At 38.3% G+C, this 16537-nt stretch carries 9 protein-coding genes; all 9 read right to left on the bottom strand.

Annotation, left to right across the window (positions count from 1 at the left end; genetic code table 11):
• Positions 1–6: 6 nt before the first annotated feature.
• Entirely contained in the window at positions 7–1476 is a 1470-nt protein-coding gene (locus tag AC13EX_RS16255) for a sulfatase (protein ID WP_339711996.1), read from the bottom strand.
• A 16-nt stretch (positions 1477–1492) separates the two neighbouring features.
• Positions 1493–2920, bottom strand: a complete 1428-nt coding sequence (locus tag AC13EX_RS16250) for a sulfatase-like hydrolase/transferase (protein ID WP_482893483.1) — start codon at positions 2918–2920, stop codon at positions 1493–1495.
• Positions 2921–3199: 279 nt separating this feature from the next.
• Positions 3200–4783, bottom strand: a complete 1584-nt coding sequence (locus AC13EX_RS16245) for a RagB/SusD family nutrient uptake outer membrane protein (protein WP_482893482.1) — start codon at positions 4781–4783, stop codon at positions 3200–3202.
• 18 nt (positions 4784–4801) lie between these two features.
• Positions 4802–8158 carry a SusC/RagA family TonB-linked outer membrane protein gene (locus AC13EX_RS16240; protein ID WP_482893481.1) on the bottom strand — a complete coding sequence of 1119 codons (3357 nt, stop codon included), beginning with the start codon at positions 8156–8158 and terminating at the stop codon, positions 4802–4804.
• A 102-nt stretch (positions 8159–8260) separates the two neighbouring features.
• Complete coding sequence (locus AC13EX_RS16235) at positions 8261–9247, bottom strand: FecR family protein (RefSeq protein ID WP_482893480.1); 987 nt, start codon at positions 9245–9247, stop codon at positions 8261–8263.
• A 108-nt stretch (positions 9248–9355) separates the two neighbouring features.
• Positions 9356–9958: an RNA polymerase sigma factor gene (locus AC13EX_RS16230; protein WP_048643901.1), complete on the bottom strand. Its 603-nt coding sequence runs from the start codon at positions 9956–9958 to the stop codon at positions 9356–9358.
• A gap of 45 nt (positions 9959–10003) precedes the next feature.
• Complete coding sequence (locus AC13EX_RS16225; protein WP_482893479.1) at positions 10004–11467, bottom strand: alkaline phosphatase D family protein; 1464 nt, start codon at positions 11465–11467, stop codon at positions 10004–10006.
• 187 nt (positions 11468–11654) lie between these two features.
• On the bottom strand, positions 11655–13292 hold the full coding sequence (locus tag AC13EX_RS16220) for a RagB/SusD family nutrient uptake outer membrane protein (protein ID WP_482893478.1): 1638 nt from the start codon (positions 13290–13292) through the stop codon (positions 11655–11657).
• A gap of 12 nt (positions 13293–13304) precedes the next feature.
• Positions 13305–16373, bottom strand: coding sequence for a SusC/RagA family TonB-linked outer membrane protein (locus tag AC13EX_RS16215; protein WP_482893477.1), 3069 nt, complete (start codon positions 16371–16373; stop codon positions 13305–13307).
• Between the last annotated feature and the right edge of the window lie 164 nt (positions 16374–16537).

The raw sequence follows: 16537 nt of genomic DNA, 5'->3' as shown, positions 1-16537 counted from the left end.
TCATTTTTATTTTGCCGGTTTTGCCGGCAAATCATTGTTTCTAATGGCCACTAACTTCTTGCTGACTTCCTCCTTTAGCTGGGCTACAATATCTTGATAAGCAGGGAAATTCGCCAAGTTATTAAATTGTTTGGGATCATGTTCCATGTCAAATAATTCAACACCATCACTTCCATCTTCATTGTAAAGAGTAAATGCCCACTTGTCATTCCTCAATAAGAAGGCATGCTTCCCTCCCCACCTATTGACAGAAAATGCCATGTCTCTGGTTTTAAAATTGGGGTCTTCTAAAGTTGGAACAAAGCTTATGCCTTGGATATTGTCCTTTACCTTCACTCCTGCCAACTCAGCTATGGTTGGATACAGGTCAATTAATTCCACAAAACTATCAGAAACCTGGGCTTTTTTGCCCGGTATTTTCACGATCAAAGGCACCCTTACGGATTCTTCTTTTAAACTCACCTTCATCCAAAAATCATGTTCTCCCAAATGAAAGCCATGATCAGAAGTGAAGATAACAATGGTATTGTCTTCAAGTCCCTCTTCTTTTAGTGTATTTAGAATTTTGCCAACCTGAGCATCCATATAGCTCACTGAAGCATAATAAGCTGCAATGGCTTTCTTCTGCTGTTCTTCTGTCATTTTCGCGTTGAGGGTGGTGACATAATTTATTCCACGCTCAGGAATATCATCCCAATCACCTTTGACTTTTGGAGGTAAAACTACTTGCTCATAAGGGAACCTATCGAAATAAGGTTTAGGGGCAACAAATGGCACGTGAGGCCTAACCAAGCCAACGGCTAAAAAGAATGGCTCGTCTTTATGTGCCCGAATTAAGGAAGATGCTTTTTCGGCTGTTTTACCATCAGAATGAACCAAATCATCCCCATCAGCCTTCACTATGGTCATTACATTCCCACCCTTTCTTGGCAATAATCCAAAGGGGTTGTTTTGCACCAATTCCGCTTCCCCATCTGCAGTCCATTCAGGGCCTTGACTGTTGTATCTTTCATTCCATGAAGCTTCATCGTCTGTGCCATTTGATCCTTTCTCTATGTCTATTGGAACTCCCATATGAAAAATCTTACTTACCCTGGCTGTAAACCAGCCATTTTCCTTAAAGAGCTGAGGCCACATCTTTTTATCAGGACCAATATTCTCTCTCCCACTCACATAGCCAAATGTACCTGTGGCATGGGGATAGTATCCTGACATCATGGAGGCTCTGGAAGGTCCACAAACCGGATATTGACAGTAGGCCCTTGTAAACCTCGTTCCTTCATTGGCCAATCGATCAATATTTGGCGTATAACCTGCAGCATTTTCGTAGGAAGAAACTGCTGTGGTCGTAAGGTCATCTGAAATAATAAAAAGAACATTGGGTTTCTTTGCCTGTTGTGCAATCGTATCCACAGGTATCAATAACCCGAGGAAATAAATTCCAAATGTTAAAAGAAATTTTTGTTGGGTTTTCATGAAATCTATTTATTGTTTATTGGAGAAGCAGGGCATTACTTTTCTCTCTTTCCAAGTCACTCTTTATTTCTTCTTCCGTTAATTTAAATGCTTGTTCTAATTTTAATACCAATTCCGGAGACTTTTCTGCCAGGTCATTGGATTCTGAGACATCCTTCTTCAGGTTAAATAATTTCCAAGGTTCCCTATTACTTTCCCTAAGAATTTTATAATCTCCCCAGATCAAAGCCTCTTGCCCTTTGTATTTAAAAAACATGGAAGCGTGAGGAGAGTGAGTGGTTTCTCCAGTCAATACTGGCAAAGGATTTCTCCCATCATAATACCTGTCCTGTGGCAATTCAGCTTGGGCTAAATTTGCTGCTGCTACCATCAAATCTATGGACCAAAGCCTGGTGTTTATAGTAGAATTGGCTTTGACTTTTCCTGGCCACCTTACCAATGCAGGTACTCGGATTCCACCTTCCCATAGGGTCACTCCTGCTCCATTCAAAGGAGCATTGGATTGTATATCTAAGTAAGGATAAAAAGCACCGTTGTCAGAATAGAAAAACACAAAAGTATTGTCCGCAATTCCAAGTTCTTCCAATGAATTCAGTACCCTACCTACCGCCATGTCTATGGCAGTGACAATGGCATTGAATCTTTTTTTCGGGTCCTTCTCTGAAGGCTTTAAACCATAAGGCTTAAAAGCATAATCTGGTGCTTTCCATATATTCTCTTCCCCAGGTGCTATGTTTCTGTCTCCCGGATGATGTGGTGCATCAAATGGAAGATACACCATCCAAGGTTTCTTTTCGTTTGTTTTCTCATTAATAAAATCTATGGCAGCATTGGCAAACAGGTCTGTACTGTACTCACCATGCCTATTGATTGAAGTTGTATTGTGGTAAAGGTCATGGCGTCCTGCATATACATGTGAAAAGTGGTCAACATTTCCGGAAGCAATTCCTAAAAACTCATCAAAACCTCTTTCAGTTGGCCTTGAACCCGGGGCAAAGCCAATGTTCCATTTTCCAAAAGCACCCGTCTGGTATCCATGAGGGCTGTTTTTCAATACCTTTGGAATAATAATTTCAGTTTGTGGAAGACCAATGCCATAATTTCCTGCCAATCCTCCAAGCTGATAGTCCAATTTGTTTCTTTGGGGTATTCTTCCGGTAAGCAAACTAGCTCTAGAGGCTGTACATGTAGGAGAACCGGTATAGAAATCAGTCAAAATAGCCCCTTGTTTGGCTAATTTATTCAAATTAGGGGTCAATATGGGTGAAGCCTCATTCATAAAACTAAAATCCCCATAGCCTACATTGTCTACGGTAATGATAAGGATATTTGGAGGAGAAGTTGAATTGGGACTTTGTCTTCCATATGAAGAAATACTACTTAGAAAACAAGCTCCTAATAGAACTAAAACAATACTATTAAATTTAATATGAGGTCTTTGCATTCGGTATAATTGTGATTAAAACAGGTGGTGGAATTAAGTGATATTACCAAATTATTCTTTTTGGTAACTGATATTAGGCAAAATTCCTGAAGCCTACAAGATTAATCTATTTAAGGTACTTATTTCATGCCATGAAAGGATTTATCGCTTTCCAATGGCAGTTCCTTTTTCAAAATATGCCCCTGTTTATCACTTGGTAAAGACTCCTTAAGTTTTGTTATCCTTTTACAAAATGGATAAATAAATAAGCACTCCCAGAAAATCCGGGAGTGCTTACCCTTACCAACCTGTGTTTTGGGTCAATGCCGTATTCAATTCTCTTTCCCTGTTAGGAATAGGCCATAGATAATCCCTTTCAGGATCAAAGGACCTATCAAAACCATCCAGCGAAATTTGAATCAAATTGCCATCACCATCTACATATTGCATCCCAAGTGGAACACCGGGCATCACATCTTCAGCAATTTTCCATCTTCGAATATCAAATAAGCGGAATCCTTCAAATGCCAACTCAATCTGGCGCTCATTTCTGACAATGGAGCGCAAACTTTCTTGAGTTGAAGCTTGTTCTGATGTTACTGAAGGTAGCATAACGCTTTCTCTTTGTCTCACCTCATTTATTGCAGCATAAACAGTTTCATCCAACTCACCCAGCTCTATTTTAGCCTCTGCATAAGTCAGTAATACTTCTGCATAACGAATTAACATGATATTTAAACCTGAGTTTGAAGGATTACTATAATCTGCAGCATCCACATACTTTCTCACATTAAAACCCGAAGCAGTAGAATAAACAGTAATTTGAACTGCATCTGAGCCATCTGTGCCCGGAATGGTTCCATAAGTACCTCCATCAGGTAAAGGTGTAATGCCTGTCAAAAACACTGATTGTTTCAACCTTGGATCCCTATTATCATAAGGATTATAAGGATCAAAACCGCTTTCAGGATCCTCAATAGCCAATCCATTAGCCATTGGATATGCATCGATAATGGCTTTTGTTGGCACATACAAACTCCCACTACTTCCTGAAGTCTGACTCCAAGGAGCTACGCTTGAATAAATATTATGTGCGTTTACATCTACCGCAAATTCCCTTGCAAGAATAACCTCAGAATTGTTTTCTCCTTCATACTGAAAAAGATTAAAATAATCAGGGTATAAGCTGAAGACTCCACTGTCCATCACTTCCTTAGCAGCTTCTGCGGCTTCGTTGTACCTTTGAGCATACAGCATTGCTCTGGCTTTTAATGCCAAAGCTGCACCTTTATCAATTCTTCCATTATTTTCATATGGAAGCCAATCTGCCGCTTGGGAAAGTTCATCTTCTATAAAATCCCATATCTCTACTATTGGAGTTCTTGTGATCGTACGCCCTCCTTCAATATCTATTCCCGAAGTAATCAAAGGAACATCTCCATACAGCATAATCAATTTAAGGTATATGTAAGCCCTAAGAGTCATTACTTCACCTTTAAACCTATTAATAGCCTCTTGATCATCCTCTTCTACAAGGTCTACATTGTCCAAAAAATCATTGGCTCTTCGTATGCCTCTATAAGCATTTTGCCACTCTGAATAAAATTTACCTGAAGCGATAGTACCAAACCCACGTTGAATATCCGTGTTTGAATTAAATGGATGGTTGGTCATCAACTGATCTGTTATTCCATCAAAATAGAAAATATTTGTTCCGTCCAAAGAAGGATAAACAGCATTAGAGGCATATTCTAAATCTTCTAGTGTTTTCCAAAAGATCTCTTTTGAAATCCTATCGTTTGGAATTGTTTCTAATAAATCTTCTTGACATGCCACCAATGAAAAGATAGTTAAGCACAGCAATATATATTTAAAATTCTTCATGTTTTCAGCTATTAAATATTAAAACCTAACGTTTGCTCCAAGGGAATACATGCTTACTTGTGGGTAATACTGTCCCCTTCCTGAAGGTATCTCAGGATCCAAATCCCATCTATTTAACTCAGAAAAAGTCAACAAATTGGTAGCCCCAAGAAAAACACGAATACTGTTTACTGAGACTTTTTCTAAAATTGATTCAGGCAGTGTATATCCTAAAACTACATTCTTCAATCTTAGGTAAGAAGCATCAATCAACTGCGAATCTGAGGTTTGAAAATTCCTAGGATCCCCTTTGATTGGTCTTGGAAACTCTGCATCTGGATTTTCCGGTGTCCAATAGTTATCCGTATAAATCGCATGGGTAAAAGTTTCATAAGTAGCAATTTGCTGAAAAGCACCATCTAGTCTGGTCTTATGTCCTGCAGCTCCTTGAAATTGGTAAAACAAATCAAAATTACCATAGGTAAAAGTACCGTTCATACCAAAATCAAATTTAGGGAAAGATAAGCCCAGGTATTGATGGTCATTTTCATTGATAATTCCATCTTCATTTACATCTACATACTTAACATCTCCGGGAGCACTATTGGGTCTAAGTGTAGGATAATTATCTACCTCTTCCTGTGTTTGAAATACTCCATCTGTAATATAACCCCAGTGAGAATTTATAGGCATTCCTTCTTGTATAATGAATCGGGGTGCGGTTGTACCTCCAGATATGTAAGGCCCCGAATTCACTAAATCAATCACTTCATTTTTGTTTTGACTGAAATTAAGTCCCAGGTCATAAGTTAATTTTTGACCTCCACGATAATTTAATCCAATTTCATACCCTCTATTGTTAACAACTCCTGCATTCTGTACTGGAGCTCCTAAACCGATTAAAGCTGGAATTGGTAATTGAAGTAAAATTCCATCGGTGGTTTTATCATAATAATCAAAAGTCAAAGAAATCCTATCTTCCATTAAACCCATATCAAAACCAATATTGGTTTGATAGGTGGTTTCCCAAGTTAGATTCTGATTGGCAAGATTGGTTTGCGTAAATCCTTGTACCGGTGCTTCATTGAATGAATAATTGATAGCGCTTAAGGTTTCATAGAATGAATATAACCCTACTGCCTGGTTACCAGTACCACCATACGAACCTCTTAATTTAAATTCGTTTATCAAATCTTTCCATTCAGTCCAGAAAGTTTCTTCAGACAATCTCCAACCTGCAGAAAAAGAAGGGAAAAAACTATATCTGTTATCTTGATTGAATCGTGATGATCCGTCATAGCGACCATTCACTTCAATGAAATAACGATCATTGAAGTTATAATTTAACCTAGAAAAATAAGATCTAAGCCCCCACTCACTATCAACTCCTGTAGCATCGCGGTTTTCATTGGAACCTTGACTTAAAGATTGTACATCGTTGTTATAAAACTCTTGTCGATATCCGGTAATATAGTTTGTCTCATGTTCTATTGTTGAATAGCCCAGTAAACCAGTAAATTTATGCTTGTTTATAGCTTTAGTATAAGTCAAAAGGCTATTTAGAGTACCTTCTCGAGTATTGGACCTGTATTCCCTTAGACTGTTAAAAGCACGTTGGGCAACTCTTCCGGTTAATGGGTCTTCATTTCTATATTGATTCAGAAAATTTTTCACTTGAACATGCGTATTTCTTATAGCATACTGTGTGGAGAAATTTAACCCAGGTAGGATTTCATAGTCGAATTTTACACTCCCTGTCAAGTAATCATTTATTGTTCTGCTGTCTCCTGTAAGTTCGGCAAATAGAAGTGGGTTATTCACTTGTGGACCTAGCCCATATTCACCTGACTCATATTTTGGCCATGAAAATTTACTAGCATGAAGCATGTACTGAAATACCAGTGACTCACCATTTCCTGCTACAGACCTTCCTGCAGGCTGAAGTGATTCTTTAGTCCTGTAATTTAAATCACCTGAAAACTTAATTTTTTCAGATGCTTTAAGGTCCAAATTCATCCTAAACTCATTCAGTTTATCGCTGAAATTCGGTGCAACACCATCAATTTCCTGATGTCTAACACTAAATCTTCCAGTAAAATTTTCACCTCCTCCACTTACTGAGAGGGTGTGATTTTGTTGAGGTGCTGTCTTAAGCATGCCAAGTTCATCTTTTCTCCAGTAAGGAAAAGGGAGAGGGTATTCAGGACTTGGTGCATTGGCAACATAATTGTCAATATATTCATCAGTATAAGGAATAGTTCTGCCCGCATTTGCATAGGCATCATTTTCCAAGCGGAAATAGCTTTCCAGGTCCATATGCTCAGGTCTGTTGGTTACCTCCTGTAAGGCAAAATAACCGTCATAGCTAACAGAAATCTTACCTTCTGTACCACGTTTGGTTGTTACCAAAATAACACCATTAGCAGCTCTTGATCCATAGATAGCTGCAGAAGAAGCATCTTTAAGCACTGTTACTGAAGCAATATCATTCGGGTTAATGTCATTGATTCTTTGTTCAATTCCATCCACTATTACTAAAGGATTGTTGTTCCCAAGCGTGGTGATTCCTCGAATTCGAATATTAATATTACTGTTGCCCGGTCTGCCACCCTGATCTACAACTGTGACTCCAGGAGCCAGTCCTTGAAGTGATTGTTGAAAATCTGCTACAGGTCTCCTTTCAAGCCTTTCTCCATCTACTTGCGCCAGTGAGTTGGTTACAGATAATTTCTCCTGAACACCATAACCTACGACTACTACTTCATCAAGCGATGTCTGATCCTCTTTTAATACGATGGAGAGTTGAGTCTGAGTACCAGGTACAATTCGCTGGGACTCGTAGCCAATAAAAGTGATCACAAGTGCTTCCCCTTCAGGGACTTCAATACTAAAATTACCATCAAGATCAGACACCGTACCAATAGTGGTACCTTCTACAACTATTGTTGCTCCTGGTATAGGAGCTCCATTTACATCCTTAACTACTCCCTTAATAGGAGTGATCAATTCTTCTTCAGATGAATCTTCGGTTTCGGGCAGTCTACCCACATAAATGGTATTGTTTACCTGTTTAAACTTAAGTGCTGTATTTGCTGAAATTTCATATAGAATTTCATAGACAGATTTTCGACCCGGTTCCAATACAAGTTTGTTATTACCCTTAAACTGATCATCTGCAAAAACCAACCTGTATTCAGTTTGCTTTTCAACGAGATCAATAATATTTCTAATATGCCATTCAGCCTGATTGACCTGTAGATAAGTTTCATCTATTGGCTTGATTTGCGCATTTGTGTCATTCGCAAGTAAGGTACTTAGGAAGATCACCTGCAACAGCAAACCATATAAGATATGACGTGATACCATTTTAATTAGGTGAAGTATTTTTGTTTTCATATTTTAGTATGTTTTTATAGGATGAAATTTTATAAGAACGGACAGGGTAAACCCGGACATTTGGCGATGGAGGGTTTATCCTGTAATTATTTATCTCATAGGCTAATTTGAATTAAGTTTGACATTTTTATTCTCAATTTTGTGATTGAAGTTCAATGTAAAGCCCAAACCGGAAAGCAAATTATCAAGGTTATCATTTTGAAAGGTACCCGAAACAGTCCTGTCTATGTTGATATTTTTATCTGTATCAAATTTCACCCCATACCAATCCTCTAGTTGCTGAAGAACGGCTTTAAGCTTTTTCTTTTGAAACTTTATTTGCCCGTCTTTCCATGCAATTTCATTGGCATATTTAAAGGGTTTTACTGTCAATTTCTCGGAATTATTTATCCCATGTTCAACCATTTCTCCCGGCAATAAGAAGGCCTCATTAGTGGCATTTTTCACCTTGACCTTACCTTCAATTAAAGCTACTTTAGTACCTGTTGGCCTGTTGCTGACATTAAAGCTTGTACCCAATACCTCCGTAGTTAATTCTCCTGCAAAAACTATAAAAGGTCTTTCCAAATCCTGGTGCACTTCGAAAAATGCCTCTCCTTCCAAATAGACCTCTCTGAATTGCTTATTGAATGTAGAAGGAAATTTGATATTGGAATTACTGTTTACTAACACTTTGCTTTCATCAGGAAGGATGAGATATAACTTCTCACCTGAAGGAACAGATTTCTCGATCCATTCTGTTAGAACAACTTCCTCCTGAGTTTTGGAGCTATTTTCCAAAATTACTTTTGCAGATAAAAATAGAAAACCTGCCAATATCAACCATACTGCTGCAGATTTTAATAGTGGATACCTATTCCGGTCAATTGTAATTTCAGATTTATTACCTGTCTTCTGTTCTATTTTACTCCAGAGGTCATTTTTCTTATTATCAGAATAGATGGTATGTGCAGATTCTTCCCAAGATGCCTCAAATATCTTATTGATTTCCTTTTCAGAATTATTATTCTCAAGCCATTTACCTACCTCTATTTCTTCCTTTTTAGGAGATAAACCATTTAGGTAACGTCTTAATTTTTCTTTGTCCAATTTCTTTGCCTTTTTTTATAATACACTGGCAAAGTAGAAATCACGTGCTTTTCAATTAAAAAATGTTAAAAAAACTTTATGAAAAAATTAAATCTTAATGTTCTGTTATCAGCAATACAAAATTTCATTCATAAAAAGCAGAAATAAAACTATGTTATCAAAATTATTCACCTTAAAAGACTTTTTTGCCTTATAAATATGGTGCTCAACAGTACGGGTAGAAATTGATAATTTTTCTGCGATTTCCTTATTAGACAAGCCATCGATTTTACTTAAAATAAAAACTCTTTGTCGAATTTTAGGCATTTTACTAACAACTTCAAGCGCTTCACGTGTTGTTTCCTTCAGGCAAATTTCTCTTTCAATGTCCAACCCATCAAAAGATTTTTCATCCGAAATATTAGAAAGATCACACATTTTTTTTTGATCTCTTATCCGATTAAGTATTCTATTTTTGATGGACCTATAAAGATATGCTGAGAAAGACTTTTCAGGGTCAAAAGATTTTCTATTGTCCCAAACACCTATAAAAACTATTTGTACAACCTCTTCTGCCTCTTCTGCATTTAATAGAAAGGAAGAGGCAAAACCCAACATTCTGTCTATGTACCGATGGTACAACTCCTCAAATGCAAATTTGTCACCTTGTTTTAAAAGCAAGACTAAATCCGTTTCATTATGTTGAGATTTTTTCCTCACTCTTTTCTTCAAATGGAATTTTAATTGACTTAAATGATAGCGTTAAAATTAAAAAAATTATCCAATAAAGGATTCCTCATGCATTTCCTTTCCAAAAACATCTCTATGTTTGAAACTGATTTTTGGCTTACCTGATTTCCTGTCTACATGAATAGACAGAAAGCCTCCTATCAAATTAAGGTATTGATGCTCTGGCCGAACGTCACCTTTATCCCAACCCTGCACATGATAATCACTCACCGGGCCTGATCCAAATTCCATCAGTCCCGTTTCAGCATCTTTGGAAACGTATTGCCAGTGCCTGTCTCCATTTACTACAAACATGTTTTTCTGGCTGGAAAGGTAGCGCCTTAACCATTCTCCTTCATGGCTAAAGTTACTATTGGAATGATTGTCTTTCTTTTTCTCTCTATCCGGACCAACTATGGGAGTAGCCGTAAAAAGAAGTTTGAAAGTAGCATCTGATTCAGCTACAGATTTGGTAAACCAATCTATTTGCTCCTTACCCCAAATACTCTTTTCAACACCATCTTCCATGTCATTGGCCGACCTGTACTCTCTGCCTTCCACCATCCAGAATTGTAGGTCTTTGCCCCAGCGAACTGTACGATAAGGTTTGTCATCTATTGGTACATTTTCATACCAAAGCTTAACGCCATCTTGAAAGGTTAAATCTCCATAAGGTCCTTTGCCAAGATAAGCATCGTCTTTTAAAACATCATGGTCATCCTTGATCATATAAATAGGGACTTTCTTGAAAAAATCTCTCAAGGAAGGCCAGCCATTCATTGCGTGCCATTTGTGACGTGCTTTTTCAATATTTTTAGCCAATGGGCCTGGTTTGTCATAATAGATGTAATCACCTGTATGTACAAAAAAGTCGGGATTGAGTTTAGTCATGCTGTCATAGGTATGAAAACCTCTTTTCTTGTCATCAAAACTCCAGAAATACTGACAAGTGGAAGTAGTTAAAAGAACAGGAACTTTGTCATTCTTCCCTGGTGCGGTTGAAAAAGCCCCACTTTCATAATTCACTTTTCTGGATGCTGTACTTTTTGCTTCCAATTCAATTTGATAAGCATGTCCCGGCTTAAGTCCCTTCACTGGAATTTGGGCTGTAAAGTCATTCTCAGCGCTTGCCTTTTTCCAGTTAGAAGTAAAAACAACACGCCCTTGTTTATCTTTCACTATAGCCCTTACCAAACCCTCTGTTCCAGCTACAGCCCCATCCATTTTACTTACCTCCTGATTTTCATCAAAATCAATTGGATGTCTGAACACCTTTTCTATTCGTTCATGTCTAACAGGGTTTGGTTCGGCCTGAGCACAAAGCCTTGTCCAAAGCATCGATGTCTTGGTATCTACCTCTGCTATTTTAAATCCATTGGTAAAAAAGGGCCCTTCAGTATCCATCTTGATGGTAAAAGAATTGGCTTTTGAGGCAATCTTGGGTGCTACTGTAAACGTTAGAAGTCCAGTGAAAATCTTTTTAAAAAAATCTCTTCTGTTATTAAAGTTCATCTTGGTTTTTTTATTATTCTGGTATTGGAACTTGGTTTAACATGGATTATGGTATAGGCCTATATATCAAGTAATTCAAACACTTTATTTGAAAGGTTCTGAAATCGTTATGCATAATACGGGTTAATTTCTAAAAAAGGAAAATAGCCTCCCAAGTAAATCGGAAGGCTATTTAAATAATTGTTATTTAGTAACCAGGATTTTGCTTAAACTCCGCAGGATTACTTGCTCTATCTATCTGGGTCTGTGGTATGGGTCTCACCAGATGCATTTCCTTAATGTTAGGACTTGCATCAAGATTATATTGCCTAACTCTCTCAAGTAAAGTACCGGTCCTTTTAAGGTCGTACCAGCGATGCTTCTCCCCTACCAACTCCCTGGCCCTTTCTTCCAAAATAAAATCCAGGTCAATATCTGCCGCATTCACTTGCATTTGCGCCTCCTTTCCAGGAATTGCAGCACGTGACCTCAATACGTTCATATAATCAGCGGCCGCATTGGCATCTCCTTGACGCCAGGCAGCTTCACTAGCTATCAAGTACATTTCTGCCAGTCTCACTACAGGGAAATCCCGTCTCCCTGCTGTTTCATTTGTACTGGGACGTAAAGGGTCCAGAAATTTCAACAATGAAGGATAATTTCTACGCTGATTGGTACCAATTTCCTGATAAGCATTAACATCACCTATCCAATTCCCTTTGTAATCGATGATCCAATAAGGAGCAGCTTGTTTCACTTCATCGGCTACAGGTTCCATTACAATATGTATGGCAGTATCTCCGGGAATTACCTGGTGTCCATTAATTTCACCAGGGATGTTTGCATACCAAACGGTTTTAAAAGAACCATTCCAACGTGCATCAACTTCCCTATCATATAAGCTAAATAAATAATTGGTTGGTAGAAAACGCTGAAAAGGCCTACCATTCTCCGTATCCCTAACCATAGCAGGGTTGAAAGTATAGTCAAATATAAAATACAAGTGTCCGGAATTACCCGGTCCATTCAATAACGGATCATCGGTAAATTGCACTGTCCAAATAAATTCCTTATTGGTGTCATTGTTGATATCCCAAAGGTCGGCATAAGGAGTAATCAGCTCAAAATCATAATTATTGATCACATTAGAGGCAAGTTCTTCTGCATCTTCCCAATTACCCAATGTCAATTGGACTCTGGCTAAAATGGCTTCTGCAGCCCCTTTGAAGGCTCGTCCAGGATCAGCAGCGCTTAAAGGCAAATTGGCAACCGCAAATTCCAAATCAGGAAGAATCCCACTGTTATAAATAGTAGTGGCAGGGGTTTTGTTTGCTTCTGTCTCTACTCCTTTGGTTTCTTCAAGTGAAAAGTGAACATCTCCCCACTGCTGAACCAAATGAAAATAATAGAGGGCACGAAGGAACCTCGCCTCTGCCTCAACTTCTTTTCTACGTGTATCTGAAATACCAATGACCTCAGGAATTTTACTAACCACAGTATTGCATTGGTTTACCCCTACATACAAGGAATTCCATATGTTGGTTACCGTAGAATTGGTTCCTAGAAAGTTAGAAGAATAATTGTTGATATCAGGGTTATTGGCAATCCCTCCAAAACCATTGGTGAAGATATCTGTACCTGTTACAGTAAGGAAAAAACCATTTTGCTGACCGTAAAAGCTTCTAAGCGTTGTATAAGACGCTTTGAGGCCATCCTCAATTCCTCTTTCTGTCACATAATAGCCATCAGATGTTGCCAAACTCACTGGATCTTCTGTTAATATTTCGCTACATCCATTTAATAAAAGGCCCAGAACGAAACAAATAATTATATTATAGAATTTCATGTTATCGACAGGTTAAAATTTCAAATTAATTCCAAAAATATAAGAGGCTGTAGTAAGGGGACTTCCACCTCCTACATTGCCATTTGATGTTTCCGGATCCACCGTAGAATAAGGAGAGAAGATAAAAGCGTTATTGACCGTAGTGTAAATTCTGGCAGATGTTAAACCTAACTTCTGAATCAGTTCTGCATTTATATTATATCCCAAGGCAATGTTTCTTATTTTAATATAAGAACCATCAAAATACCTAACAGCAGAGGCATACAATGGAGCCTCACCGGCATTTGGTCTAGGAATCGCATTTGTAGGATTATCAGCTGTCCAGTAATCCATTGTAATGGCATTGTACCTGCCTTGCCAATTGTTTCCTCCCAAATTATGATAGCCGCTATTCAGCATTTGACCCATTCTGGCATGCACGAGCACTGATAAATCGAAGCCCTTATAGCTAACTCTATTGGTTAATCCACCTGACCAGCTAGGTACTGTAGAGCCCAAAACCTTTCTGTCATCCGAATTAATATTCCCATCGGGTTGCTTATTTAATTCACCGTCTTCACCTCTTCCATTCACATCATTGATTCGGATATCACCTGGTTGTTGACCATAATCCGCAGCTAAATCTGCCTCATCTAATTGCCAGATTGCCCCTTGCTCAAAATCGTAAAACACATTGATAGGCTCACCTATAAACCAGTTGTTTCCTACATCATCACTCTCTCCATCAAACAGCTCTGTAATTTGCTCTTTATTGGAAAAAACATTCATGTTAACATCCCATTTTAAGCCCGCAGGTCGGTTGATAATGTTGGCATTAACAGACAGCTCCCAACCGGAATTTCTAGTACTTCCTATATTTTGCAGAACGGAATTGTACCCAGAGGTAATTGGTAATAACCTGTTCAATAATAGATTGCTGGTATTGGTAATATAATACTCCAGACTACCGTTAATTCGGTCCTCAAACAAACCATAATCAAGACCTAAATTCATGGTTTTTGAAATCTCCCATTTCAAATCTGGATTTGGGATTAAGTTATTGGCATATCCAAAAGCAGCAGTAGACCCAAAAACATAGGTGGTTCTTTCCAGTCCACCGAGGGTCTGATAAGCAGAAATGGCAGTATTGCCCACTTCACCATATCCACCTCTAACCTTTAAAAAGGAAATTTTAGACCCCTGCATTAATTCTTCTTCAGATAAAATATAACCTGCAGAAAATGCGGGGAAAAAGGCCCACTTATTGCCTTCTGCTAACCTTGAAGATCCATCAGCTCTACCTGTAAGGGTAAACAGAAATTTGTCATCAAAGCGGTAATTAGCCCTTCCCATATAGGAGGTAAGTCCCCATTCACCTAGAGAGCTACCAATTCCAGTGATTGTAGAAGAACTTCCCAAGTCATAAAACAAGGATTTCTCAATAGGAATGTCTTGTCCTGAGAGTGAGGAAGTTTCAAATCGACTTGACTGTACTGAAAATAAGCCAACCAAATTAAGGTCATGATTTCCAAAACTTTTGTCATAGGAAAGAATGTTTTCCTGAGTATAAGCAAAATCCATTTGGTTGTTTATAGACCCTTGGTTTATGTTTCCATCCAACATTCCACCATAAGTTCCTCTTCTGGATAAATTGAAATCAGGCCCATAATTCACTCTAAGTTTTAAATTGTCATTGAATTGGTATTCAGCATATAAATTGGCAAAGATTCTATGTCCTCTTGTTTCATCTACATATTGGTAAGGTTGATAATTTAACAAAGGGTTGGACAATAGTCCTTCCCTAGGGTTTGGGAAAGCCAAGAAATTTCCCTCTTCATCATAAGGACCTACTAAGGGGGAATATCCCAAAGAATTTGAAAAGGGAGCGCTAGACATTTGATTTCTTTCACTTAAGCTAACCGTAGCACTAAGCCCCATTTTAAGCTTATCCGTTAATTTAGACTCAAGGTTAACTCGTATTGCTGTTCTTTCGAAATCAGTACCCGGTATATAACCGTCTTCTTTGAAAAAAGAACCCGATACATAATAATTTACTTTATCGGTTCCACCACTAACGGAGACTTGGTGGTCTTGTTGACTGCCCGTCTGTATGGCTAAATCCAACCAATTTGTAAATCTACCCGCTTGTAGGTTTTCTATTTCTAGAGGTGCAAGAAAATTACTGTCGAATGATGAATCATCTCCATCATGCCCTCTGGCAATTCTGGAATAGGCCGCAAATGCATTCCCATCCATAAGATTGAGGTTTTCTATGGGTTGTTTTACCCCATAATAGCCATCGTAGCTAATAACTGCCTTCCCTGTTTTTCCTCTTTTGGTCGTAATCAAAACCACGCCATTGGCCCCTCTGGAACCATAGATAGCTACAGAACTTGCATCCTTTAAAACCTCCATTGATTCAATATCATTGGGGTTAAAATCATTGATATTTGCATTGGTAGGAATGCCATCAATTACATAGAGCGGTTCATTACTTGCATTAATGGATCGATTGCCTCGAATTCTAATTTGAACAGGTGATCCTGGAGAGCCATTTGCCCTAACAATATCAACACCGGCTAACCTGCCTTGGGATTGTTCCAAAAAATTGCCGGCGGGAGTTTCTTTTAGATCTTCACTAGTAACAGAAGAGATGGCTCCTGTCAGGTCACTTTTACGCTGGGTACCATAACCCACAACAACAACCTCTTCTAAAGCCGAGGTATCTTCCTGCAGAGAAATATTGATAGTGGTTTGATTGCCGACAGTTACTTCAGCCGACTGAAAGCCAATAAATGAAACCCTAATGACTTGTCCTACGGTAGCATCAATATTGAATTTCCCATCTATGTCGGTAACCGTTCCCCTAGTAGTTCCTACAACTATAACTGTAGCACCAGGGATAGGAGAATTATTTTGATCTACGACCGTTCCAATAAGTGGAATCGGTAGTGCATTATTGGAATTAATTGTTTCCAATTCTGAAGGTTGGATGGCAGTTGATTTACCTGTATAAGCACTTGCTTGCCTATTATTGCATAGTGCCAAAACAGAAAACACCAACAGCCAAACCAGCTGATAGTTAGTAAACTTTTTTTTCATGGGGTTATAATTTGGGTTATTGTAATAATTCTTAGGGTGGTACTATTAAATAATGGGCATTTTCTAAAATGGATAATACCAGAAGCCTAAATGTAACATTCAGCTTTAGAATCCAAAACTTAGTTGGCCACCCTAATATTTTAGCATCACAATATATAAAAATA

The organism is Cyclobacterium sp. L-R (genome assembly GCF_056859355.1).
Note: the sequence above shows the minus strand (reverse complement) of the source record. Positions and strands in the feature narration are given on the sequence as shown.